Below are 23,111 nucleotides of genomic sequence, written 5' to 3'. Positions count from 1 at the left end.
ACGGCAGGGTGCGCGGACGCCGCCGGGCCTACTCCGCTCGGGACGGCCCGGGCGCGTGCCCGGCCTCGGCCTGTGTCTGACCGGGCTGCCCCGTCGCGGGCGCGTCCGCACCCGGGTCTGCGGCCATGTCTGCGACCGTGTCCGTACCCGGGCCGGCGCCCGGGCCGGCGCTTGGGCCAGCGGCTGCGGCCTGGGCCTCGGCCTGGGAACGGCGGATGGCGTCCCGGCGGGCGCGGCAGTACCAGATGCCGATCAGCCCCAGCCCGAAGCCGGCCAGGCAGGTCCAGAGCCATTTGGTGTCGCCGTGGTGGGCGAGCCAGCCGTGGAACGGCAGCAGCACGACGAAGCCGACCAGCCAGACCACGGTGCCGCCGGTGACGATGGCGACGTCGTTGGCCTCCATGGGCGGCGCCGAGGGCAGCTTGGTCGTCTTCACGGGGACAAGCGTACGGGGGGCCGTCGAGGGGAACGGATGACACCCCCGTTCGGCCGATTTTTGGAGGAACATACAGTCTACGCGCGCAGATAGCCACATCGGTTTATGCAATTCATACTGGCCATTCCGGATCGCACGGCGAGTCCTCTTGACGTTTCGTGGTCCGACTTTGATCGATCAGCACCTGCTGAGTCATCCGCTCCGCTGCTGGGTTCAGCACTTGCAAAAGGAACAGCGCATGTCATCCGTGGCCCCGCCGGCCAACGCCGTGGACCGCTTCTTCAAGGTCAGCGAGCGCGGCTCGTCCTTCGCCCGGGAGATCCGCGGCGGTGCCGCGACCTTCTTCACGATGGCGTACATCATCGTGCTGAACCCGATCATCCTGTCGTCGGCCACGGACAAGTTCGGTCACCACCTGAACAGCGGCCAGTTGGTCACCGCCACCGTGATCACCGCGGCGTTCACCACGCTGCTGATGGGTGTCATCGGCAACATCCCGCTGGCGCTGGCCGCAGGACTGGGCACCAACAGCATCGTGGCGCTGCAGCTCGCCCCCAAGATGAGCTGGCCCGACGCCATGGGCATGGTGGTGCTGGCCGGTCTGGCGATCATGCTGCTGGTCGCCACCGGACTGCGCGAGCGGGTGATGAACGCGGTCCCGCTGGGCCTGCGCAAAGCCATCGCCATCGGCATCGGCCTGTTCATCGCGCTGATCGGCCTGGTCGACGGCGGCTTCGTGACCCGCATCCCGGACGCCGCGCAGACCACCGTCCCGCTGCAGCTCGGCAACGACGGCCACCTCAACGGCTGGCCGGTGCTGGTGTTCGTGGTCGCCGCACTGCTCACCCTGGTGCTGATGGCCCGCAAGATCCCCGGCGCCATCCTGATCAGCATCGTCGTCGCCACCGTGCTGGCCGTCATCCTGGACAAGGCCGCGCACATCCCGGCCGCCCACTGGGGCCTCACCGTCCCGGCGGTCCCGCACCACCTCGTCTCCACCCCGGACTTCGGCCTGCTCGGCAAGGTCAGCCTGTTCGGCGGGTTCCACCAGGTCGGCATCCTCACCGGGATCCTCTACGTCTTCACCGTGCTGCTGTCCTGCTTCTTCGACGCGATGGGCACCATCCTCGGCGTCAGCGACGAGGCACACCTGCTGGACGAGAACGGCAACCTGCCCGGCATGAGCAAGGTGCTGATGGTGGACGGCATCGCCACCGCGATCGGCGGCGCGACCTCCAGCTCGGCCAACACCTGCTTCGTGGAGTCCACCGCCGGCGTCGGCGAGGGCGCGCGCACCGGCCTGGCCTCCATCGTCACCGGCCTGTTCTTCGTGGTGGCGCTGTTCCTCACCCCGCTGGCCACCATGGTGCCGACCCAGGCGGCCACCCCGGTGCTGGTCGTGGTCGGCTTCCTGATCCTCTCCAACGGGATCAGGGACATCGACTGGTCCGACTTCACCCTGGCCGTCCCGGCCTTCCTGACCATGGTGATCATGCCGTTCACCTACAGCATCACCAACGGCATCGGCATCGGCTTCCTGGTCTTCTGCGTCCTCAAGCTGGTCACCGGCCGCTACCGCGAGGTCCCGGTGGCCCTCTACGCCGTCGCCGCCGTCTTCGCCTTCTACTACCTGATGCCGGCCCTCGGCCTGACCTGAGCCGGCCCGCTCCGGCTCGCACCCGGTGCCGCTCGCAACCCGGTGCTCCTCCCGTCCCCGGACGGGAGGAGCACCGGGTTGTCTTCCGTACCGGCCGGTCGGCCGGGCCCCGGTACCACTTCGATAACGAAGGACGTCGCTTCACCTGCGAATGTCCGTATCCGTCTGTTCTGCGTGCGCGTCCGGGGTCGGGACCGGTCCGTGCGTGAGCCTATGCTCCGCCGTGATAACCCTGTGAACGAAGGACACTGATGGGACACATACGCGCGCTGAGGGCTGCCGCTACGGCGACCGCTCTGATGACCGCCTCCATCGGCCTGCTGGTCGGCGCGGGTGTGTCCCACGTCTCGGCGGCGAGCAAGCCGGGGTTCTCCGTCGAGCCCGGCTTCGACCGCACGGTCCCGGTGCGTACGGGCGGCACCGGCGAGGCGTTCCGGCCGCTGGACCTCTCCATCTACGGTGAGGGGACCGCCCTGCAGGGGGTCAAGGTCGCCGTGGACGCCTCGGCCCTGAAGGGTGCGGTCGAGCTCTCCCTCGGCAGGAACTGCACCTTCACCAGCGCGGACCACCAGCACGAGACGTGCGACCTGGGGAACTTGCCGCTGGGCGCCTTCGGTGGCGAGGGCGCGACGGAGTTCGTGGTGGGCGTCCGCGCCGCGGTCGGCGCAGTGGCGGGCCAGCAGGGCAACGTCACCTTCAAGGTGACGGCTGACAACGCCGTCGAGCAGCAGGGCGCCCATGACTACTCGAACGTCACCGTGGGGAACGGCCCCGACCTGGCCGTCACCGACCTGGGCCCGACCATCAAGGCCCCGGCCGGGACGACCACCGCGCTTCCGCTCCGGGTGACCAACCTCGGCAGCACCGATGCCAAGGGCATCATCATCGGCCTGCACGACCAGCGTGACTACGCCACGATCCCGGGCAACTTCAGCAACTGCGTCTACGGGTCGTACCAGGGCGGCGTTCGCGACGTCCGGTGCACCTTCCCCGACGCCGTGGTGAAGCCGGGGCAGACGTTCCAGCTGCAGACCCCGCTCTCGGTCTCGGTGCCGGCCGGTGCGCACGGCGACCAGATCCAGTACCTCGCCGGGCTCAGCCACGACGACTGGATCGGCACGACGACCGGGACCAAGGGCACCGGTTCCGAGTTGAAGCTCGTCCAGGTCTCCCCGGTCGGCCGGTCGCTGGCCGCACCGGACCCCAGCAAGGACATCGACGCCTACAACAACCTCTACTACACCAACCTCGACACCGGCATCGTCAGCGATGTGGCAGCGGTCGGCGGCACGGTGAACGGAGTCGTCGGCAAGGTGTCCTCGGTGACCGTGGGCACCCGCAACTCGGGGAACACCGGCTTCAAGACGCTGACCGAGATCGGGCCCTACCTTCCCAAGGGCACGGTGGGCACCTATGTGACCTTCCCCGGCGACGTCCAGGTCACGACCGTCCCCAAGGCGTGCGTGGCCGAGCAGTCCGGCCCGGACGGTCAGGGGTACTCGGGATCCGGCACTCCGCACGCCTACGCCTGTGACACCCAGAAGGCTCTCGCCCCGGGCCAGTCGGCGACCTTCACCTTCGGGGTCAAGCCGCTGCACACGTTCAGCGGTGACTGGGGCAATGTCGTGGCGCTGGGCGTCGAGGACACGACGGCCAACTTCGATGACGACGTCGCCAAGATGGTCATCAACGCGGTGACGTCCTCGGGTTCCTCAGCGCCCAGCTCCGCTGCCACCACTGCCTCCGCCGGGTCCGCGCCGGCCTCGGCGCAGCCGAGCGACGCGGCCCCGTCCACCCCGTCCACCCCGTCCACCTCGGCTGGCGGTTCGCTGGCGTCCACCGGTGGCGGCGACGACACCATGCCGCTGACGCTGGCCGGCGCTGCGGCGATCGCGCTGGGCGCGGGCGCCGTCGTGATCGCACGGCGCCGGAAGGCCGCGGGCAACCACAGCTGACCGGTACCGTCGCGCGCTACTGCGGCCCGCCCCCTGCTCGTTGCGGGGCGGGCCGTTGCGCTCGGGCGCGCATGCGCTCAGAGGTCATTGCCGAATCGGGTAGTTCGCCTGACGGCCGAACGAGGGTTCCGTGCTGGTGCGGTAGGGCGCCACCGCCCGTCCTCGCGCCCGCAATTCCGTTCGCCTGCCCGCGGATGGCTGCCTACTCTGCCGCTCATGACATTCGCCTACGAGATCAGGCCCGAGCAGGATCAGGATCATTCGGCGGTGCGCCGTGTCCAGGCACTCGCCTTCGACGATCCAGAACAGGTCCCCGAGCTGGTCGACGCGCTGCGTGGCGCGCCGGGAGCGAACGCGCCGATTTCGCTCGTCGCGACGCGGCATGATCAGGTTGTCGGTCACGTCATGCTCAGCGCCTGCCGACTGGATTCCCAGCCCCGGCTGGTCGACGTCCTCAGCCTGTCGCCGCTCGGCGTCCACCCGGACCACCAGCGCCACGGCGTCGGCACCCAGCTGATCAAGGCAGCTCTGAAAGCAGCTGACGACCGCGGTGTACCGCTGGTCTTCCTGGAAGGCTCGCCGACGTACTACGGGACGCGTGGTTTCCAACGGGCCAGCGCGTGCGGGTTCCGATCACCCTCGCTGCGCATCCCGGATCCGGCGTTCCAGGTCGCGAAGCTGTCGTCCTACGAGCCCTGGATGACCGGCACGTTCGTCTACTCCGAGTCCTTCTGGGCAAACGACTGCGTCGGACTGCGCGACCCCGAGCTCTTCGCCCGGATCGCCGCCCAGGACTGAGGCGGCGTACCGATCACGTGGTGTCGATCAAGTGGAAGTCCCGATCGGGTGACTGCGGCGGGCATTGGAGTGCGTTGTCTCAGCTGATCCGGTCCGGCTCTGCTGCTTCGCGGTCAGCTCCTGGGACCGTGTGCACCAGCCTGAAGCGCTGGGCCAGCACCTGAGTGTCCTCGTCAACGGTGAAATCCGGGTCGCCCAACTCCTCGCGCACCGCTGCGCTGTGCCAGAGCTTTTCGTGCACGGCACGCCACTCGGCCACCGACTCGTAGTCCTCACCCTCGTCGAGGGCGTGCCGCAGGTCGACGTCGGCGAGTCTGACGATCCGGACGTCGGTCAGTTCGATCGCCGCTACCCGGCGCCCCTCGGAGTCGACCACGGCCGACAGTTGGCCGACTTCGGGCAACGGTTCGTTCTCCCGCTCGTATCCCAGCACCAGCCCGGAGGTAGAGGTCTTGGCGCCGGACAGGACCGCGGCGACCAGCTTGTCCCGCAGCGGACCGGGGAAGTCGAACTCCATCAAGGGAAGGTCGTCGAGGTTCATGCCCCGCACGCTACCGAGCCTGCGGCCCTGAGGCTCCCGCTTTTCTCCGTGCCACCCCGGGTCGGCCCCATCCGTGTTCATTCCGTCAGTCACCCCGGGTCGGTCGGGCCGATGCGGGCCGTGTGCAATTGGTTTTACTTAGGCTCGGTAATGAGTTAGGCTAACAAACATGCCCGAGCTTTCCGAGAGCGACGCCGCAGCGGTCAGCACGCTGCGGTCAGCCGTGATGCGACTCTCCCGCCGCCTGCGCAACCAGCGCGTCGAGGAGTCGCTGACGCCCACCGAGATGCAGGTGCTGGCGACTCTCGCCCGCTGCGGCAGCGCGTCCCCGGGGGAGCTGGCGCGCAAGGAACACGTCCAGCCGCCGTCGATGACGAGGATCATCGCGATGCTGGAGGAGAAGGGCCTGGTGCGGAGGGAACCGCATCCGGACGACCGTCGGCAGGTCGTCGTCAGCAGCACCGAACAGGCCGAGTCCATCCTCGACCAGAGCCGGGCCAAACGGGACGCCTGGCTCGCGGACCTCGCCGGGGAGCTCAGCGAGGAGGAGTGGGCCGTGCTGCGCGCCGCCGCTCCGGTGCTGGAGCGTCTCGCGCAACTCTGACGCCCGCCGCCCGCCGCAAGGAAGTTGATCATTCATTACCAGCCAGGGGACAAGCTATTGCCTGCACCAACCGGAGCCACCACAGCGAACACCCGTATCACTGACACCGCCACCAGCGCCGCCACCGCCAATGCGGTCAGCCTCGCCACCGAGGCCGACGCCGCCGAGGAGACCCCCGCGCAGCCACTCGTCGTCCCCGTCGACGACGACCCCGACGAACGCACCGGCTCCGGCGACCGCACCGGCTCCGCCGAACGCGCGGGCTCGCGCGACCGTACCGGCTCCGCTGCCGCGGAGAAGAGCCGGGGAGCGATGTTCTCCGCGCTGCGGAACCGCAACTACCGCTACTTCTTCATCGGCCAGGTCGTCTCCAACTCGGGCACCTGGGTCCAGCGGATCGCCCAGGACTGGCTGGTCCTCAGCATCACCGGCAGCGCCTTCGCCGTCGGCGTCACCACCGCCATGCAGTTCCTGCCGATGCTGCTGTTCGGCCTCTTCGGCGGCGTCCTCGCGGACCGCTTCCCCAAGCGTCAGCTGCTGATCGCCACCCAGGCCGCCATGGGCCTGCTCGCCGCCGGCCTCGCCGTGCTGACGCTGTCCGGCGTCATCCAGGTCTGGCACATCTACCTCTTCGCCTTCCTGCTGGGCATGGTCACCGTGGTCGACAACCCGACCCGGCAGACCTTCGTCGTGGAGATGGTCGGCAAGAAGGACCTCGGAAACGCCGTCAGCCTGAACGCAGCCAACTTCCAGACCGCCCGCCTGATCGGCCCGGCCGTCGCCGGCGCCCTGATGGCTGCGGTCGGCGCGGGGTACGCCTTCGCGGTCAACGCCTTCTCCTTCGGTGCGGTCATCCTCGGCCTGCTGGCGATGCGCGGCTCCGAGCTGCACCGCACGCCGCGGCTGCCGCGCGAGAAGGGCCAGCTGCGGGAAGGGCTCCGCTATGTCGCCGGACGCCCCGATCTGATCTGGCCGATCGTCCTGGTCGGTTTCATCGGCACCTTCGGGTTCAACTTCGCGACCATCCTTTCCGCGTTCGCGTACTCGGTCTTCCATGTCGGACCCGGGCTCTACGGCCTGCTCAACACCGCGATGGCCGTCGGCTCGCTGGCCGGTGCGCTGGTCGCCGCGCGTCGCAGCAGGCCCCGGCTGCGGCTGCTGGTGGTCGCCGCGCTGGTCTTCGGCCTGCTGGAGTCGACCGCGGCGCTCTCGCCCGGGTACTGGACCTTCGCGGCGCTGCTGACCCTGGTCGGCCTGTTCGGCCTGACCGTGAACACGGCGGCGAACTCGCTGATCCAGCTGCGTACGGACCCGGCGATGCGGGGTCGGGTGATGAGCCTCTACATGATGGTCTTCGCCGGCGGGACTCCGCTGGGCGCGCCGCTGGTCGGCTGGATCACCGAGCAGTACGGCCCCCGGGTGGGACTGCTGTCCTGCGGGCTCGTCTCTGCCGCGGCGGCGGCCGGGATCGGCATGGTGCTGGCCCGGATCGGCAACCTCCGGGTCCAGTTCGACCTGCACCGCGGGCCCGAGCACCAGTTGCTCGCGTTCGTGCCGAGGCAGGAGCATGCCGTGGCGGGGTGAGCCGTGGGTTCTGGCGGTTTTCGGCTGCGGACCGTAGATGGCTGGTGCGCAGGTCCCGGCGCCCCTGGGGTGCTGCAACTTGCTCGCAGCGGGGCAGTTGCAGGTGCACAAGGGCGTCGGTCTGCGCTGATTCGACAGTGTGCCCGACAAGCCGGGCGCACGCCGCAGCCGAAAACCCCCGCCTACCCCAACCGCTGCGCCAGCAGCATCCCCGGCCAGTCGGGCAGCCCCTCGCGGGGCACGTCGAACGGCTCCACCTCCGTGAAGCCCTGGCTGCGGTAGTACGCCACCAGCTTCCCGTCGTCCCCGGCGTAGCAGTCCACCCGGAGCAGCCCCAGCCCCTGCCGCAGGGCCTCCGCCCGTGCCGCGTCCAGCAGTGCACCGCCGACGCGGCGGCCCTTGAGGCGGCGCTCGGTCGCCAGCAGGTTGACGTACAGCTCCGGCTCCCCGGCCGGACGGACGTAGGGCGCGGCCTCGCCCGAGACCGACACCACTCCCGCGACCTCCCCGTCCAGCACCGCCACCCGCGCCTCACCGCGGGCGATCCGTCCGGTGATCCGTTCCACCAGGGCCGGACGGGTGGACCAGGGCTCGGTGCCCCACTGGCCGGTGCGCCCCTGGGCGGCGAGCCATTCCACCGTCCCGTCCAGGATCTTCAGCACGGGGTGGAGGTCTTCTGATGCAGCAAGTCGTATCTCCATATGATCTTTGTACCCGTCAGCCCTTTCCCGGGAGAAGGCCGTGGCCGAGACTGCCCGTATGAGACTCTTCGCCGCTGTGCTGCCCCCCGAGACGGCGATCAGCGAACTGGCCGACGCGGTGGCGCCGCTGCACGCTCTGCCGCAGGCGGGCGGGTTGCGCTGGACCGGTGAACAGACCTGGCACCTCACCCTGGCCTTCCTCGGCCAGGTCGACGCCGAGGACCTGGATCCGCTGCGCACCCGGTTGGGCGCCGTCGCGGCCGCCGTCGACCGGACGCCCCGGCTGCGGCTGGCCGGCAGCGGCAGCTTCGGCGAACGGGCGCTCTGGGTGGGCCTCGCGGGGGACACCCTGCCGCTGCGCCGACTCGCGGACGAGGTCGTCAAGGCGGCCCGGGACACCGGTATAGACGTGGACGAGCGCCCGTTCCGCGGCCATCTCACCCTGGCCAGGTCAGCCGGTCGGAACGGGCCGCCGAGGGCGGCGGGCCGGGGCCTGTCCGGGCTGGCCGGCCCGCTGGCGGACTTCTCCGGAGCGGAGTGGCCGGCCGACTCGCTGCGGCTGATGCGCAGTCATCTGGGCGCCGGGCCCGCGCACTACGAGACGGTGGCGGAGTGGGCGCTCGGCGCGGGCTCCGCTGAGGACGGCGACGGCGGCGCGTAGCCGGCCGCGGCCGGTGCGGGCACCAGCAGACGGCGGGTGGTCAGCAGCAGCACCGCGCCGGCGGCGATCCCGCCGACGGCGATGAGAGCGGCGGCGCGCAGCGAGCCGCCGACGATTGCGCCGGAGGCGGCCGAGCCGAGGGCGTTGCCGGTCGCGAACAGGGTGACCAGCCAGGCGAACGCCTCGGTGCTGGTTCCGGCCGGGGCCAGCTCGGCTATCAGCAGGAACGCCGCCGCGAGCAGCGGGGCGAGGCCCAGTCCGGAGACGAAGGCCGCCACGCCCATCCAGCCCGGTCCCGGCACCAGCAGCAGCGGCAGGTAGCAGAGCGCCATACCGGCGGCGAGGGCCCAGGTCCGGGTGGAGGTCGGCGCCTTCCACCGGACCGCGCCGTAACCGAGGGCGCCCAGCAGTCCGGCCAGCGCCGCCAGCGCGAGCAGGGCGCCGGCGCCGCCGGGGATGCCGGGGTGCTCCTGGGCGTAGGCGACGAAGAGGATGTTCTGCGCGCCGATGGCCCAGCCGGTCCCGGCGAAGGCGATCAGCAGCAGTACCAGGCCGGGGGAGCGCAGCGGTCCGAGCCAGCCGGCGCCCGCGCCGGGCGTGCGCACCGGGGCCCGCCAGGCGCGGGCCGGTGCGGAGGTGGCCACGGTGAGGGTGCCGAGCAGCCCCAGCCCAGCCGCCAGCCACAGCGCGACCGAGGGGGTGCCGAACGCGGCGACCCCGGCGACCAGCAGCGGCCCGGCGACATAGAGGATCTGCTGGGCCGCGGAGTCCAGCGCGTACGCGGTCTCCAGCGCCGCCGGGGCGACGATGTCCGGCCACAGCGAGCGCAGGCACGGCTCCAGCGGTGGCATGGCCAGCCCGGCCAGTGCGGCGCCTGCCAGTGCGACAGCAGCGGTGCCGGGCGCGACCGCCAGTGCGGCATAGCCACAGGCGGCGAACGCGGCGGAGACCAGCAGCACCCGCGGCTGCCCGGCCCGGTCCACCAGCCGGCCCAGCACGGGGCCGCCGATGGCGGCGGCGACGGCATAGGCGGCGGTGGTCAGCCCGATCCTGGAGTAGGGCGCGCCCGCGCCGTGCAGGGCCAGCGCGATGGCGACGACGGTCATCCCGGCGGGGAGTCGGCCGGTGAGGGTGCCCAGCAGCAGCCGGGCGACCCGGGGGCTGCGCAGGACGGTCAGATAGCCCACAACGGCTGGTCTCCTCGGTCGGGCTGGGCGGGTGGCTCCGTCCCTCCAAGTTATACGTATAACCACTCCAGAGCAAAAGCTTCCTGCGGCCGGTCCGGCACCTCCTTCGCCTACCTCAAACCAGTGCTTTGGGTAAGGCAAAGTTTTGATGGTAAGGTCCCTTACGTGAACGCCCCTGCCGCGCACCCGCACCACGTCCTGAGCCTCCGGCTCGCGGCGATGCTGCGTGCTGCCCGCGCGTGCGCCGGGGCGCTGGCGAGCACGTCGAGCGCGGCGAACATGCCGGAGCTGCGCGCCGCGTCCGCGTTCGCCTGCGGCTGTATGCGGGCGTCGCGCCCGTCCCGTCCGCTGCTCGCGGGATAGGACCAGCGCGCCGCCGCCTCCGACCGTCCAGCCCTTCCCACCCCGCGACCGCCCCGGCATCCCTCTTTCGTGACCTGACCCTGTGTCCCGAGCCGGACGGCGGCCGCTCCCCGCACTGGAGCCCTCCCACCCATGTCATCGCCCGAGACTTCCGAGTCCGCGCCCTCCATATCCTTCTTCGGCCGGATCCGTCGCACCCCGTTCTGGGCCCAGATCCTGCTCGGCCTGGGCCTGGGCGTCGCCCTCGGCTTCGTCGCCCGCGAAGCGGAGGTGAGCTGGCTCACCACCACGCTCACCCAGATCGGCACCATCTTCGTACAGCTGCTGAAGCTGGCCGTCCCGCCGCTGGTCTTCAGCGCGATCGTGATCTCGGTCGCCAACCTCCGGACCGTCAACAACGCCGCCAGGCTGGCCGCCCGCACCCTGCTGTGGTTCGCGATCACCTCGCTGATCGCGGTCAGCATCGGCCTGCTGATCGGCATCGTCACCAACCCCGGCCACGGCACCGGGCTCACCGCGCACGACGGCTCCAAGCTGACGGACGTCACCGCGTCCTGGACCGACTTCCTCACCGGGCTGGTCCCGACCAACATCGTCGACTCGTTCGTCAAGGTGAACGTCCTTCAGATCGTGTTCCTGGGCATCGTCTTCGGCGCGGCCCTGCTCAAGATCGGCGAGAAGAAGGGCGAGCCCTTCCTCAAGCTCACCCAGTCCGTGCTGGACCTGGTGCAGACCGCGCTGTGGTGGATCATCCGGCTCTCCCCGCTGGGCACCCTGGGCCTGATCGGCAAGTCGGTCGCCGTCTACGGCTGGAGCCTGCTCTCCCCGCTGGCGACCTTCACCGCCGACGTCTACGTCGGCTGCGCCATCGTGCTGTTCGGCGTCTACTCGCTGCTGCTGCGCTTCGTCGCCAAGGTCAACCCGCTGGACTTCTTCAAGGGCGCCTGGCCGGCCATCCAGCTCGCCTTCGTGTCCCGCTCCTCGGTCGGCACCATGCCGGTCACCCGCCGGGTCACCATCGACCTGGGCGTCCCGCGCGAGTACGCCTCGTTCGCCGTCCCCTTCGGCGCGACCACCAAGATGGACGGCTGCGCCGCGATCTACCCGTCGCTGGCCGCGATCTTCGTGGCCCAGGTCTACGGCATCCACCTCGGCATCGGCGACTACCTGCTGATCGCCTTCGTCTCGGTGATCGGCTCCGCCGCGACGGCCGGCCTCACCGGCGCCATCGTGATGCTGACGCTGACCCTCTCCACCCTCGGCCTGCCGCTGGAGGGCGTGGGCCTGCTGATCGCCATCGACCCCATCCTCGACATGATCCGGACCGCGACGAACGTCGCAGGTCAAGCCGTGGTGCCGATCCTGGTCGCGGCCCGTGAGGGCATCCTCGACCGGACCGCGTTCGCGGCCCCGAAGGGTGACTTCAACCTGGCGGACCCGGAGGCCGGGGCGGCGGAAGCGGCTGCTCCGGAGAAGGAGCTCGTCACCGCCTGACGTCCCCACGGGTTCGGCAGGTGCGAAAGGTTCGGCCGGTTCGATCGGCCGGACGGATCACGGCGGCCCGGTGTCCACCCGTGGGGGACACTGGGCCGTCCGTCGTCCCGGGCCGTCCGGCGTCCCGCCCCTGTCGGCCACTCACAGTCGCCGTCCGGGCGTCGGCGGCGGTCTCCCCATGCGGGTGATCGCCGTCCGCTTTCTGTCGTTGACACTCCGGTAACAAGGGACAGATACTGCGTCCCAGGCATCAATGATTTACATTGCTGCATGAAATTGTGCGCAGATTCTTCACGTCGGGGGATGTGATCCTCCGGAACCTGCCATCGATTGCTGGCAATTATTGGAATTGCTGCAACGGCAGGTATACCCGGACCGGCGCAGGAGGTTTGATGGCCGTTTCGAAACAGATGCAGGGGCTCGCTCGGGGCAGTGGTGAGGCACAGGTCCGGGCCCATATGCACCCCCGTCCGTGGGCGGCGCTGCCGTCCGGACTGTCGGTGCTGATCCGGGCCGAGAATGTGCGGCTGGTGCCGGAGATCGTGCAGGAGATACGCCGTCAGATTCCCGAGTACGCGAGGCCGCTGGACGGTCGATTCGGGGTCGGAATCCAGCAGGGCGCGGCGCGGGCGGTGGCGCAGTTCGCCGAGCTGGTCGCGGACGACCACGCCTCACCCGAGGAGTCGCTGCGGGTGTACCGGGCGCTCGGGCGGGGCGAGTGGCGCGAGGGCCGCAGCCTGGACGCGCTGCAGGCGGCCTACCGGTTGGGGGCCAGGCTGGCATGGCGCCGGTATGCCCCGCTCGCGCGCCGGGCCGGCGTTCCGGCGGCGGCGATGACGGCGCTCGCGGAGGCGATTTTCGCGCATATCGACGAGATGGCCGCCGCCTCGGTGGAGGGTTACGCCGAGGCGCGGGCGGACGCGGCCGGCGCACTGCGGCGGGCCCGGCGCAGGCTGGTGCAGCTGCTCGTCGGCGGCGCGGCCGAGCCGGTGCTGGCGGAGTGCGGGCGGATGGCCCGCTTCCCGCTGCCGGAGCGGATCGCCGCCGTGGCGCTGCGCCCGGACGGGCTGGCCGGCGCGGCCGCCGGGCTGCGGACGATGCCGACGGTGCTCGCGGACCTGGAGGGGCACCAGCCCTGCCTGTTCCTGGCGGACCCGGAGACGCCCGGGCGGATCGAGCAGTTGGCCGAGGTGCTGGCCGACCGTACGGCGGTGCTGGGGCCGACGATCCCGGTGGTCCAGGCCGCGCAGTCGCTGCGCTGGGCCCGTACCGTCGCCACGCGGCTGCCGGCGGGTGCCGCGCCGGGGCTGGTGCACTGCGACCGGCAGCTCTCCTCGGTGCTGCTGCTGGGCGACGAGGACCTGGTCGCGCTGCTGGGCGTACGCCGGCTGGCGCCGCTGGAGGGGCTGACCGAGAAGCGCCGGGACCGGCTGGAGGAGACGCTGCTGGCCTGGCTGGAGACCGCGAGCGGCAGCGCTCCGGAGGTCGCGGCCCGGCTGGGGCTGCATCCGCAGACGGTGCGGCAGCGGATGCGGGGGATCGAGGAGTTGTTCGGGGACGTGCTGGCGGATCCCGACGCCCGCTTCGAGATCGAGCTGGCCCTGCGGGGACGGCGGCTGCACGGGCGCTGACGGGGCAGCGGGGGCAGCGGGGTTCCGCCGCGCCGGGGAGCCGGGGCGGCAGGATGCCGGAGCAGCCGGGCGCCGCGGCGGCACGGTGCCGGGACAGGCAGAGGGCCCGTCGTCGCTGCAGCGGCGCGGGCCCTCTTGGGTGGTGCTGTACCAGCCACCGGACGATCGTGCGGCCCGATCAAGGATGATCAGGAGCGGGTGATCAGTGGTGGGATTCAGATCGCGGTGACGTTCTCCGCCTGCGGGCCCTTGGGACCCTGCGTGACGTCGAACTCCACGGTCTGGTTCTCCTCAAGCGAGCGGAAGCCGTTCGCGTTGATGGCGGAGTAGTGGACGAAGACGTCGGGGCCGCCGCCGTCCTGGGCGATGAAGCCGAAGCCCTTCTCGGCGTTGAACCACTTGACGGTTCCGGTCGCCATACCGTTCTCCTTGCGAGGGACGTAAAGGACGCCACACCTCGTGGCGCCCGGTCCGCTGCGCTGATCGCCCCGCTTCAGGTACTTCTGTGACAAAGCTTCTGAAAACGACAGAAGCCCGCGGTCACATGCTCCGCAGGCTCGAGTACTGCATGGGAAATCAAACTGCAACTGCGGAAAACCCTAGCACGCGGTTCCGGGCCCGGCCAGGGACGATCTCAGCCCCCGGACTACTGTGCTGGGTGTGGATACATACACCGAGCGTGACGGCGACCCCGACGACTTCGACCGTGTGGAGGGTCCCGCCGGAAGCGGCAGCGACTACCGTCGCGTGCGGCCCAGGGTGGGGCACATCCAGTTCCTGAACTGCGTCCCGATCTACTGGGGCCTGGCCCGCACCGGCACCCTGTTCGACCTGGAGCTGAGCAAGGACACCCCCGAGCGGCTCAGCGACGCCCTGGTCGCCGGCGACCTGGACATCTCCCCGATCACCTGCGTCGAGTACCTGCGCAACGCCGACAAGCTGGTCGTCATGCCGGACATCGCGGTGGGCAGCGACGGTCCGGTGCTCTCCTGTGTGATCGTCAGCCAGGTGCCGCTGGAGCAGCTGGACGGCCGCAAGGTCGCCCTCGGCTCGACCAGCCGTACGTCGGTGCGGCTGGCGCAGCTGCTGCTGGCCGAGCAGTACGGCGTGCAGCCCGACTACTACAGCTGCCCGCCCGACCTGGCGCTGATGATGCAGGAAGCCGACGCCGCGGTGCTGATCGGCGACGCCGCGCTGCGCGCCACCATGATCGACGGGCCGAGGCTCGGCCTGGAGGTCCACGACCTGGGCGCGATGTGGAAGGACTGGACCGGGCTGCCCTTCGTCTTCGCGGTCTGGGGGGTGCGCAAGGACTTCCTCGAACGTGAGCCGGAGATGGCGCGCGAGGTGCGGCGGGCCTTCCTGGCCTCCCGGGACCTGTCCATGGAGGAGGTCGACAAGGTCGCCGAGCAGACCGCCCGCTGGGAGCTGTTCGACGAGGAGCTGCTGCGCCGCTACTTCGCCGAGGCGCTGGACTTCTCCTTCGGCGAACGGCAGTTGGAGGGCATGCGGGAGTTCGCCCGCCGGATCGGCGCGAGCACCGACGACGTGATCCTGCTGGACGGCTGACAGGCCGTCGCTCCGCCGGACATGATGGCCAGTCATGGAACGGTTGGCGGCGGGGGATCCGCGACGGATCGGGGCGTACCGGCTGCTGGGGCGGCTCGGCGCGGGCGGCATGGGCCGGGTCTACCTGGGGCGTACCGCCGGTGGCCGCACCGTGGCGGTCAAGCTGGTGCGCACCGACCTGGCCGACGACGGCGACTTCCGGGCCCGGTTCCGGCACGAGGTGGCGGCCGCGAGGCGGGTGGGCGGTGTCTGGACGGCGCCGGTCCTGGACGCGGACACCGAGAGCGAGCAGCCCTGGGTGGCCACCGGGTACGTCCCCGGGCCCGGACTGGACGTCGCGGTACGGGAGTTCGGGGTGCTGCCGGACGAGTCGGTGCGGATGCTGGGCGTCGGCCTGGCCGACTCGCTGGCCGCCGTCCACGCAACCGGGCTGGTGCACCGCGACCTGAAGCCGTCCAATGTGCTGCTCACCCTGGACGGGCCGCGGCTGATCGACTTCGGCATCGCCCGGGCCCTGGACGCGGCGACGGCGCTGACCCGGTCCGGGTACGTCGTGGGCTCGCCCGGCTACATGTCGCCGGAACAGGGCGCGGGCGAGGCGGCGGGACCCACGAGCGACGTCTTCGCGCTGGGCGGGGTGCTGGCCTTCGCGGCCACCGGTGCCGGACCCTTCGGCGACAGCGGGACCTCGCCGGTGCTGCTGCTGTACCGGGTGATGCACGAGGCGCCCCGGCTGGAGGGGCTGCCGGACGGACCGCTGCGCACGGTGGTCGAGCGCTGCCTGGCCAAGGAGCCGGGGGAGCGACCGGACTTGGAGGAACTGCGTGCGGCGCTGGGTGGGGTCGGTCCCGCCGACGGCTGGCTGCCGCCGCTGCTGGTCGCCTCAGTGGGGCGGCGGACGGCGGAGCTGCTGGATCTGGAGACGGTGGAGGAACCGCTCACGGCGGAACCGCTCACGGCGGAACCCCGCACGGCGGAACGGCCGGCCGCCGGGTTCGGTCCCGCGCCGGTGATGGATGCCGCGGCGGTGCCGGTGTCGGCGCCGGCTGCGGTGCCAGGACCAGGGCCGGTGCCAGGACAGGGGCCGGTGCCGGGTCCGGGCTCGACGGGGGTGTCCGACGCGGCGCCGCCCCACCGGCCGGGCCGTCGTGCGACGCCGGTGCTGGTCGGCGGCGTGCTGCTGGTGGTGCTGCTGGCAGCGGTGCTGGTCCCGCTGCTGACGCGCGGCAACGGCGGTTCGGGGACCAGCGGCGGTGTTCTCGGGGCGGGCACGGCGACGGCTTCCGTCACGCCGTCCGCCGGACCCTCCTCCATACCCTCGGCAACGTCCCCCGCCACGGCGAACCCCTCCGCCTCGTCGCCGACGACCGGCGCGGGACCGCCCCCGCCGGCTCCGGCGCCCGGTCCGACCAGTCCCAACGCCGTGCCGGCCGTGTTCCTCGGCATCTGGACCGGGACGCTGGTCACCTCGGACGGCCTGCTCAGCGAGCCGTACGCGATCGCGATCCGGCCCGGACCGGTCGGCGCCGAGAACACCACGAGCGTCACCACCGTCAGGGGCCTGGCCGGGGTGGCCTGCCTGGGCGGTGACAAGCTGGTGTCGTCCACGGCGACCACGATCACCTTCAAGGACCGGCTGCTGCCCGGCAGCAGCGCCGGCACCTGCTCGGCGGCCTCCGACACCCAGGTGTTCACCCTCAACAGGGACGGCACCCTGCACTACCAGGACAACGGCGCGGGCAGTGGGACGCCCAGCGGCGACTTGCACAAGGTCCGGTAGGGGCGCTGGCGTAGTCTGGGCGCGACCGTATGGACACAGTGAGAGGACGCCGAGGTGCTTGAGACCGCCCAGCCCCAGGAGACGGATCTGCAGGCAGTCCTCGACCGCGCCGCGGCCGGGGGGCGCATCACTCCCGAGGAGGCGCTGGAGATCTACCGCCACGCCCCCCTGCACGCCCTCGGCGCCGCCGCCGACGCCGCGCGCCGTCGCCGCTACGCGGGCACCGAGCACATCGCCACGTACATCATCGAACGCAACATCAACTACACCAATGTGTGTGTGACGGCCTGCAAGTTCTGCGCCTTCTACGCCGCTCCCAAGGATGTGGAGAAGGGCTGGTCGCGGGATCTGGAGGAGATCCTGCGCCGCTGCGCGGAGACGGTCGAGCTCGGCGGCACCCAGATCATGTTCCAGGGCGGCCACCACCCCGACTACGGGGTGGAGTACTACGAGCGGGCCTTCTCCGCGATCAAGAAGGACTTCCCGCAGCTGGTGATCCACTCCCTCGGCGCCTCCGAGGTCGAGCACATGTCGCGGATCTCCGGGGTCACCGCCGAGGAGGCGATCCGCCGGATCCACGCGGCCGGGCTCGACTCGTTCGCGGGCGCCGGCGCGGAGCTGCTGCCCGAGCGCCCCCGCAAGGCCATCGCGCCGTTGAAGGAGTCCGGGGAGCGCTGGCTGGAGATCATGGAGATCGCCCACAACCTGGGCGTCGAGTCCACCTCCACCATGCTGATGGGCACCGGCGAGACCAACGCCGAGCGGATCGAGCACCTGCATATGATCCGCGAGGTGCAGGACCGCACCGGCGGCTTCCGCGCCTTCATCCCGTACACCTACCAGCCCGAGAACAACCACCTCAAGGGCCGCACCCAGGCCACGCTGTTCGAGTACCTGCGGCTGATCGCGGTGGCCCGGCTGTTCCTCGACAACGTCGCCCACATCCAGGGCTCCTGGCTGACCGTCGGCAAGGAGATGGGGCAGCTGACGCTGCACTACGGCGCGGACGACCTGGGCTCGGTGATGCTGGAGGAGAACGTGGTCTCCTCGGCCGGCGCCAAGCACCGCTCCAACCGGATGGAGCTGATCAACCTGATCCGCTCGGCCGGCCGCGTCCCCGCGCAGCGCGCCACCACCTACGAGCACATCGTGGTCCACGACGACCCTGCGAACGACCCGGTCAACGACCACGCGTACTCGCACATCGCGTCCACCGCGATCAGCGGGGGCACGGCGCACCCGGAGCTCAAGCTCCTGAACGCCAACTGACGTCTTGCTGACCCTTCATACCGGTTCGGACGGCACCGCCGTGGCCGTGGACGGCGAGCGCATCGCCGCGGTCGGCCCGGCGGCCGAGCTGGAGTCCGCCTACCCGCGGGCACGGGTGCGGCGCTGGGACGGGGTGGTCGCGCCCGGCGCACTGCACCAGGGCGCGCTGCCGGACGCGCCCAGCGCGCGGGAGCGGGTGTACGCCCTGCTGCGCTCCGGCGCGACCGCGGCCCAACCCGCCGCTTTCACCGACCCCGAGCTGCGGGCCGCCGCGCACCGCAACGGCCTGGCCGTGGACGGACGCACGCCCGTCCTGGCCGTCGGCAGCCGGGCCGACCTGGCGGTCCGCGCCCCGGACGGCAGCTGCCTGGCCACCGTCCTCGGCGGCCGACTCGTCCACCGCCGGGCCTGAGCGGTGCCGGAGCACGTCCCCCATGGGTGAACAATGGGGTCCGTGACCCGAGCCTCCCTGGACAAGCAGCCGCACGAAGTCGCCTCCATGTTCGACGACGTCGCGGCCAAGTACGACATCACCAACGATGTGCTCTCGCTGGGCCAGACCCGGCTGTGGCGCAAGGCCGTCGCCCGCGCGGTGGACGCCAGGCCGGGGGAGCGGGTGCTCGACCTCGCCGCCGGGACGGCGACCTCCTCGCTGCCCTTCGCCGAGGCCGGCGCGACGGTGGTGCCCTGCGACTTCTCGCTCGGGATGCTGCGCGAGGGCAAGCGCCGCCACCCCGAACTGCCGCTCACGGCCGGCGACGCCACCCGGCTGCCCTTCGCCGACGGCGTGTTCGACGCCGTCACCATCTCCTTCGGGCTGCGCAACGTCCAGGACACCGACGCCGCCCTGCGTGAGCTGCTGCGCGTCACCAGGCCCGGCGGCCGGGTCGTCATCTGCGAGTTCAGCCACCCGGTCTGGGCGCCGTTCCGCACCGTCTACTCGGAGTACCTGATGCGCGCGCTGCCGCCGGTGGCCACCGCGGTCAGCAGCAACCCGGACGCCTACGTCTACTTGGCCGACTCCATCCGCGCCTGGCCCGACCAGGCCGCCCTCGGCGCGCTGCTCCAGCAGGCCGGCTGGTCGAAGGTCGCCTGGCGCAACCTCACCGGCGGCATCGTCGCCCTGCACCGCGGGATCCGCGGCTAGGGCCTTTCTGGAGTACGCCCGTTCAGCCGGCGTGCGCCGAGCCCTCGGGCCAGACGCGGTGGACATGGATGCCCTGCGCCTCCGCGCGGGCGACCGCGCCGGAGATCCGGCCGTCGGGGCTGCCGTCCCAGACCGCGACCAGTTCGTCGACCAGGCTGAGCAGCGAGTCGGCCGGGTCCAGCCCCGGCGCCAGCCGGTGCACCGCGCGCGCCCGGCGCAGCAGCGGGGACGGCGGCGGCCCGCCGACCACCTCCAACGTCCCGCCGTGCTCCAGCACCGCGGTGGCGAACCAGCTCTCCGGGCCCGGCCCCAACGGGCTGACGCCGACCAGGCCGTAGGTCTGGTAGCCGGTCACCAGTCTCCAGAGCTCACCGCGGACCAGCATCTCGGTGATCTCGGACAGGTCGTGGTGCCCCATGACTCCCAGGTGCATCGTTGCTCCTCACAGACGGTCGGCGGATGTGGCGGGTGATCCCCAGCAGGGTAGGCGGCATCTCCTAGACTGCGCAGTGGCCCCTGCGGGGCCGCCGTGCCTTCCCCCGAGAGCAGCAGGAGTCCCCGGTGTCGCAGTCGACCCAGCAGACCCAGCAGACCGCGCAGAGCGCCGCCGTCGAGGCCGAGGCCGATGTGATCGTCGTCGGAGCCGGCCCCGCGGGCTCGACCACGGCCTATCACCTGGCCCGGGCCGGTCTGGAGGTGCTGCTGCTGGAGAAGGCGCAGTTCCCCAGGGAGAAGGTGTGCGGGGACGGGCTGACGCCGCGCGCCGTCAAGCAGTTGGTGGACATGGGGATCGACATCTCCGAGGAGGCCGGCTGGCTGCGCAACAAGGGCCTGCGGATCATCGGCGGCGGGGTGCGGCTGGAACTGGACTGGCCGGAGCTGGCGAGCTTCCCCGACTACGGGCTGGTCCGCAAGCGCGCCGACTTCGACGAACTGCTGGCCTCCCAGGCGGAGAAGGCCGGCGCCAAGCTGCACCAGCTGTGCAATGTCACCGGGCCGGTGGTCGACCCGCGGACCGGACGGATCACCGGGGTGACCGCGAAGCTCGGCGAGGAGAAGCGCGAGGTCGTCTTCAAGGCCCCGCTGGTGGTGGCCGCCGACGGCAACTCCACCCGGCTCTCGCTGGCCATGGGCCTGCACCGGCGCGACGACCGCCCGATGGGCGTGGCGTACCGCACCTACTTCAACTCCCCGCGCAGCGAGGACGACTACCTGGAGTCCTGGCTGGAGCTGTGGGACCGCAGGTCCGGGCAGGAGAAGCTGCTCCCGGGGTACGGCTGGATCTTCGGCATGGGCGACGGCACCAGCAACGTCGGCCTGGGCCTGCTGAACACCACCAAGTCCTTCAAGGACATCGACTACCGCGAGCTGCTCAAGGTGTGGTGCGCGGGGATGCCCGAGGAGTGGGGCTACACCCCGGACAACATGACCGAGCCGATCCGCGGCGCGGCCCTGCCGATGGCGTTCAACCGCCAGCCGCACTACACCCGCGGCTTCCTGCTGGTCGGCGACGCGGGCGGGATGGTCAACCCGTTCAACGGCGAGGGCATCGCCTATGCGATGGAGTCCGGCCAGCTGGCGGCCGGCGTCATCGTCCAGGCCCTGGCCCGGCAGACCGACCTGGGCCGGGAGCGGGCGCTGGAGGCGTACCCGAGCATCCTCAAGGACATCTACGGCGGCTACTACTCGCTGGGCCGCGGCTTCGTGAAGGCCATCGGCAACCCGCTGGTGATGCGGATGGCGGCCCAGCACGGCCTGACCCACCCCGTGCTGATGAAGTTCGTCCTGAAGCTGCTGGCCAACCTCACCGATACGCAGGGCGGCGACGCGATGGACCGGATCATCAACGGCCTGGCGAAGGTGGCCCCCCGAGCCTGACCGTTTCCCGGGCGGCGGGGGCGGCAGGACGTCGCCGCTGCTGTTTTCGGCAGCCGTGGGCGGCTTGCACCGCGCCCCCGCCGCCCGCCCCGCCCCCGGCTTGTTGCTGTTGCGCGCTCCGCTCGCGGGCCGACGAGAGGGGAGCCGGACCTCGGCCGTGGCCCGTTGGCCCGCGCGGCCGGGGCGCATCTCCGCGAACCCGGGCCATCGGACACAGCTTGGCATTCCGCAAAAAGTGACCCGAGTTCTGCGGAAGTCGGCCTGACGGAACGTTCCTGCATCCCCGCCGCACACCCTCGCACCCGGCAATCGTGCGCGCCCCGTCTCCCTCCCCCGAGGCGTAGATGGCCGGCGAGGCGGAGTCGAGCGGCGGCAAGGGTGGTGCTGCATGAGCAAGACGCAGTCGTCGCGTCACGCAGCGTTGCAGTCCTGCCGTCCCGATGCCCCCTCCGGCTTCCCCGTCAACGTGCCGCCTGTGCCGCCACCCTCCCGGGGTGGCGATCAATAACACGTGCCGCTGCCACCGGCAAAAGTTGCGATGGAAGCTCCTCGTCTGATAAACGACATGGCCTCCAACCTGCACTGATGCCCCCTCTGTTGGCTCTTTGTGAATACAAGCACACGGGGAGTGGCTGATTTTGCCTCCCCATGACCTCATGATCATTCGTCAGGTGGCGTAGATCACATTGAAGGGGCTGACCCCCGTGTCGCAGATCACATGCGAACGGGCATAGGATGCAGCCGTCTTGGGGGCTTGTGAACTGCCTCACATGGGTTGATCAAGCCCCCGAGCTGTGAGGACCTGCAGTCACCGACAGGGACGTCGGACCCGACTGACGCCTGGGAGGTCGTTCGGTATGAACGCATATGCGCCGATTCTGGTACTTGGCGCCCTCGCGGCTGCCTTCGCGATCGGGTCCGTGGCGATGGCCGCGCTGACCGGTCCGAAGCGGTACAACCGCGCCAAATTGGACGCCTACGAGTGCGGTATCGAGCCGACGCCGCAGCCGGTCGGCGGTGGTCGGTTCCCGATCAAGTACTACCTGACGGCGATGCTCTTCATCGTCTTCGACATCGAGATCGTCTTCCTCTACCCCTGGGCCGTCTCCTTCGACTCGTTGGGGATCTTCGGCCTGGTGGAGATGGTGCTGTTCATCGCCACGGTCTTCGTCGCCTATGCGTACGTCTGGCGGCGCGGGGGCCTGGAGTGGGACTGAGTGGGGCCGAGTGGCACTGATCGCACACCGCAAGCAACCGGTCGGGACGAGCTGACGAGCTGAGAGGACCACCAGATGGGTATCGAGGAGAAGCTGCCCAGCGGCTTCCTGCTCACCTCGGTCGAGCAGGCCGCCGGGTGGGTGCGGAAGAGTTCGCTCTTCCCCGCCACCTTCGGCCTCGCCTGCTGCGCCATCGAGATGATGACGACGGGCGCGGGCCGTTACGACCTGGCCCGCTTCGGCATGGAGGTCTTCCGCGGCTCCCCGCGCCAGGCCGATCTGATGATCGTGGCGGGCCGGGTCAGCCAGAAGATGGCGCCGGTCGTCCGCCAGGTCTACGACCAGATGGCGAATCCCAAGTGGGTGATCTCGATGGGGGTCTGCGCCTCCTCGGGCGGGATGTTCAACAACTACGCGATCGTCCAGGGCGTCGACCACGTCATCCCCGTGGACATCTACCTGCCGGGCTGTCCGCCCCGGCCGGAGATGCTGATGGACGCCATCCTCAAGCTCCATGAGCAGATCCGCCACGGGAAGCTCGGCGCACAGAAGGCGAAGGCCGAGGACGAGGCGGAGCAGCAGGCGCTGCAGGCGGTCCCGACGATCGAGATGAAGGGGCTGCTGCGGTGAGTGACTCCA

General features: G+C 70.9%; 22 protein-coding genes. 16 read left to right on the top strand and 6 right to left on the bottom strand.

The window, feature by feature from the left end:
• Positions 1 to 28: 28 nt before the first annotated feature.
• Positions 29 to 436, bottom strand: a complete 408-nt coding sequence (locus TR46_RS38800) for a DUF2530 domain-containing protein (protein WP_063770552.1) — start codon at positions 434 to 436, stop codon at positions 29 to 31.
• Between the two features lie 238 nt (positions 437 to 674).
• On the opposite strand from TR46_RS38800, the gene TR46_RS08600 reads away from it, so the two are divergent.
• The 3 genes from TR46_RS08600 (at position 675) to TR46_RS08590 (ending at position 4,846) form a co-directional block, all read left to right on the top strand.
• On the top strand, positions 675 to 2,093 hold the full coding sequence (locus tag TR46_RS08600; RefSeq protein ID WP_042396326.1) for an NCS2 family permease: 1,419 nt from the start codon (positions 675 to 677) through the stop codon (positions 2,091 to 2,093).
• 251 nt (positions 2,094 to 2,344) lie between these two features.
• A complete protein-coding gene (locus TR46_RS08595; RefSeq protein ID WP_152626354.1) occupies positions 2,345 to 4,048 on the top strand; it encodes an LPXTG cell wall anchor domain-containing protein in 1,704 nt (567 codons plus the stop codon).
• A gap of 216 nt (positions 4,049 to 4,264) precedes the next feature.
• Positions 4,265 to 4,846, top strand: coding sequence for a GNAT family N-acetyltransferase (locus TR46_RS08590; protein ID WP_042396323.1), 582 nt, complete (start codon positions 4,265 to 4,267; stop codon positions 4,844 to 4,846).
• A 79-nt stretch (positions 4,847 to 4,925) separates the two neighbouring features.
• Here the strand turns inward: TR46_RS08590 and TR46_RS08585 are convergent, their stop codons facing one another.
• Positions 4,926 to 5,387, bottom strand: coding sequence for an ASCH domain-containing protein (locus TR46_RS08585; protein ID WP_042396322.1), 462 nt, complete (start codon positions 5,385 to 5,387; stop codon positions 4,926 to 4,928).
• A gap of 169 nt (positions 5,388 to 5,556) precedes the next feature.
• On the opposite strand from TR46_RS08585, the gene TR46_RS08580 reads away from it, so the two are divergent.
• Entirely contained in the window at positions 5,557 to 5,991 is a 435-nt protein-coding gene (locus tag TR46_RS08580; protein WP_030261178.1) for a MarR family winged helix-turn-helix transcriptional regulator, read from the top strand.
• Between the two features lie 30 nt (positions 5,992 to 6,021).
• Positions 6,022 to 7,575, top strand: coding sequence for an MFS transporter (locus tag TR46_RS08575; protein ID WP_439654350.1), 1,554 nt, complete (start codon positions 6,022 to 6,024; stop codon positions 7,573 to 7,575).
• 182 nt (positions 7,576 to 7,757) lie between these two features.
• Here TR46_RS08575 and TR46_RS08570 read toward each other — a convergent pair whose 3' ends face one another.
• On the bottom strand, positions 7,758 to 8,276 hold the full coding sequence (locus TR46_RS08570; RefSeq protein ID WP_042396318.1) for a GNAT family N-acetyltransferase: 519 nt from the start codon (positions 8,274 to 8,276) through the stop codon (positions 7,758 to 7,760).
• A gap of 58 nt (positions 8,277 to 8,334) precedes the next feature.
• Here TR46_RS08570 and thpR point away from each other — a divergent pair, with 58 nt between their 5' ends.
• Entirely contained in the window at positions 8,335 to 8,937 is a 603-nt protein-coding gene (gene thpR / locus TR46_RS08565; protein WP_042396316.1) for an RNA 2',3'-cyclic phosphodiesterase, read from the top strand.
• On the opposite strand, the gene TR46_RS08560 is transcribed toward thpR, so the two are convergent.
• Complete coding sequence (locus TR46_RS08560; protein ID WP_042396314.1) at positions 8,871 to 10,124, bottom strand: MFS transporter; 1,254 nt, start codon at positions 10,122 to 10,124, stop codon at positions 8,871 to 8,873. The two genes, thpR and TR46_RS08560, sit on opposite strands and share 67 nt — an antisense overlap.
• 495 nt (positions 10,125 to 10,619) lie before the next feature.
• Between TR46_RS08560 and TR46_RS08550 the strand changes: the two genes are divergently transcribed.
• Positions 10,620 to 11,981: a dicarboxylate/amino acid:cation symporter gene (locus tag TR46_RS08550; protein WP_042396310.1), complete on the top strand. Its 1,362-nt coding sequence runs from the start codon at positions 10,620 to 10,622 to the stop codon at positions 11,979 to 11,981.
• A gap of 392 nt (positions 11,982 to 12,373) precedes the next feature.
• A complete protein-coding gene (locus TR46_RS08545; protein ID WP_236655255.1) occupies positions 12,374 to 13,612 on the top strand; it encodes a PucR family transcriptional regulator in 1,239 nt (412 codons plus the stop codon).
• 215 nt (positions 13,613 to 13,827) lie between these two features.
• On the opposite strand, the gene TR46_RS08540 is transcribed toward TR46_RS08545, so the two are convergent.
• Positions 13,828 to 14,031: a cold-shock protein gene (locus tag TR46_RS08540; RefSeq protein ID WP_030261200.1), complete on the bottom strand. Its 204-nt coding sequence runs from the start codon at positions 14,029 to 14,031 to the stop codon at positions 13,828 to 13,830.
• A 289-nt stretch (positions 14,032 to 14,320) separates the two neighbouring features.
• Between TR46_RS08540 and TR46_RS08535 the strand changes: the two genes are divergently transcribed.
• Genes TR46_RS08535 through TR46_RS08515 form a run of 5 tightly spaced genes read left to right on the top strand, consistent with a single transcriptional unit; the run spans position 14,321 to position 19,377 of the window.
• Entirely contained in the window at positions 14,321 to 15,181 is an 861-nt protein-coding gene (locus TR46_RS08535) for a menaquinone biosynthetic enzyme MqnA/MqnD family protein (RefSeq protein WP_042396524.1), read from the top strand.
• 34 nt (positions 15,182 to 15,215) lie between these two features.
• Positions 15,216 to 16,961 (top strand): serine/threonine-protein kinase, encoded by a 1,746-nt coding sequence (locus TR46_RS08530; protein ID WP_042396306.1) that lies wholly within the window; start codon positions 15,216 to 15,218, stop codon positions 16,959 to 16,961.
• Between the two features lie 54 nt (positions 16,962 to 17,015).
• Positions 17,016 to 18,230: a cyclic dehypoxanthinyl futalosine synthase gene (mqnC, locus tag TR46_RS08525; protein ID WP_042396305.1), complete on the top strand. Its 1,215-nt coding sequence runs from the start codon at positions 17,016 to 17,018 to the stop codon at positions 18,228 to 18,230.
• Between the two features lie 4 nt (positions 18,231 to 18,234).
• Positions 18,235 to 18,642: an imidazolonepropionase-like domain-containing protein gene (locus TR46_RS08520; RefSeq protein ID WP_042396304.1), complete on the top strand. Its 408-nt coding sequence runs from the start codon at positions 18,235 to 18,237 to the stop codon at positions 18,640 to 18,642.
• Between the two features lie 42 nt (positions 18,643 to 18,684).
• Positions 18,685 to 19,377 (top strand): demethylmenaquinone methyltransferase, encoded by a 693-nt coding sequence (locus TR46_RS08515; RefSeq protein ID WP_042396522.1) that lies wholly within the window; start codon positions 18,685 to 18,687, stop codon positions 19,375 to 19,377.
• A 22-nt stretch (positions 19,378 to 19,399) separates the two neighbouring features.
• On the opposite strand, the gene TR46_RS08510 is transcribed toward TR46_RS08515, so the two are convergent.
• The gene (locus TR46_RS08510) at positions 19,400 to 19,810 is read right to left on the bottom strand and encodes a hypothetical protein (protein ID WP_042396303.1); all 411 of its coding nucleotides are present in this window, start codon (positions 19,808 to 19,810) and stop codon (positions 19,400 to 19,402) included.
• A gap of 128 nt (positions 19,811 to 19,938) precedes the next feature.
• Between TR46_RS08510 and TR46_RS08505 the strand changes: the two genes are divergently transcribed.
• The 3 genes from TR46_RS08505 to TR46_RS08495 all read left to right on the top strand — a co-directional run bounded on the left by TR46_RS08505 (position 19,939) and on the right by TR46_RS08495 (position 23,102).
• Complete coding sequence (locus tag TR46_RS08505; RefSeq protein ID WP_042396302.1) at positions 19,939 to 21,255, top strand: geranylgeranyl reductase family protein; 1,317 nt, start codon at positions 19,939 to 19,941, stop codon at positions 21,253 to 21,255.
• A gap of 857 nt (positions 21,256 to 22,112) precedes the next feature.
• Positions 22,113 to 22,472, top strand: a complete 360-nt coding sequence (locus TR46_RS08500) for an NADH-quinone oxidoreductase subunit A (protein WP_030261217.1) — start codon at positions 22,113 to 22,115, stop codon at positions 22,470 to 22,472.
• Between the two features lie 75 nt (positions 22,473 to 22,547).
• Positions 22,548 to 23,102: a NuoB/complex I 20 kDa subunit family protein gene (locus TR46_RS08495; protein ID WP_042396295.1), complete on the top strand. Its 555-nt coding sequence runs from the start codon at positions 22,548 to 22,550 to the stop codon at positions 23,100 to 23,102.
• Positions 23,103 to 23,111 lie beyond the last annotated feature (9 nt).

The sequence above is a fragment of the Streptacidiphilus carbonis genome (assembly GCF_000787775.1).
Taxonomy (GTDB): domain Bacteria; phylum Actinomycetota; class Actinomycetes; order Streptomycetales; family Streptomycetaceae; genus Streptacidiphilus; species Streptacidiphilus carbonis.
The sequence above is the reverse complement of the archived record's forward strand: the minus strand, read 5'-3'. Positions and strand labels throughout refer to the sequence as shown.

Bases quoted from the DNA above. Each gene is read 5' to 3' on its own strand.
- TR46_RS08600 (WP_042396326.1), top strand. From the start codon at position 675: ATGTCATCCGTGGCCCCGCCGGCCAACGCCGTGGACCGCTTCTTCAAG.
- TR46_RS08595 (WP_152626354.1), top strand. From the start codon at position 2,345: ATGGGACACATACGCGCGCTGAGGGCTGCCGCTACGGCGACCGCTCTG.
- TR46_RS08590 (WP_042396323.1), top strand. From the start codon at position 4,265: ATGACATTCGCCTACGAGATCAGGCCCGAGCAGGATCAGGATCATTCG.
- TR46_RS08585 (WP_042396322.1), bottom strand. From the start codon at position 5,387: ATGAACCTCGACGACCTTCCCTTGATGGAGTTCGACTTCCCCGGTCCG.
- TR46_RS08580 (WP_030261178.1), top strand. From the start codon at position 5,557: ATGCCCGAGCTTTCCGAGAGCGACGCCGCAGCGGTCAGCACGCTGCGG.
- TR46_RS08570 (WP_042396318.1), bottom strand. From the start codon at position 8,276: ATGGAGATACGACTTGCTGCATCAGAAGACCTCCACCCCGTGCTGAAG.
- thpR (WP_042396316.1), top strand. From the start codon at position 8,335: ATGAGACTCTTCGCCGCTGTGCTGCCCCCCGAGACGGCGATCAGCGAA.
- TR46_RS08550 (WP_042396310.1), top strand. From the start codon at position 10,620: ATGTCATCGCCCGAGACTTCCGAGTCCGCGCCCTCCATATCCTTCTTC.
- TR46_RS08545 (WP_236655255.1), top strand. From the start codon at position 12,374: ATGGCCGTTTCGAAACAGATGCAGGGGCTCGCTCGGGGCAGTGGTGAG.
- TR46_RS08540 (WP_030261200.1), bottom strand. From the start codon at position 14,031: ATGGCGACCGGAACCGTCAAGTGGTTCAACGCCGAGAAGGGCTTCGGC.
- TR46_RS08530 (WP_042396306.1), top strand. From the start codon at position 15,216: ATGGAACGGTTGGCGGCGGGGGATCCGCGACGGATCGGGGCGTACCGG.
- TR46_RS08510 (WP_042396303.1), bottom strand. From the start codon at position 19,810: ATGCACCTGGGAGTCATGGGGCACCACGACCTGTCCGAGATCACCGAG.
- TR46_RS08500 (WP_030261217.1), top strand. From the start codon at position 22,113: ATGAACGCATATGCGCCGATTCTGGTACTTGGCGCCCTCGCGGCTGCC.
- TR46_RS08495 (WP_042396295.1), top strand. From the start codon at position 22,548: ATGGGTATCGAGGAGAAGCTGCCCAGCGGCTTCCTGCTCACCTCGGTC.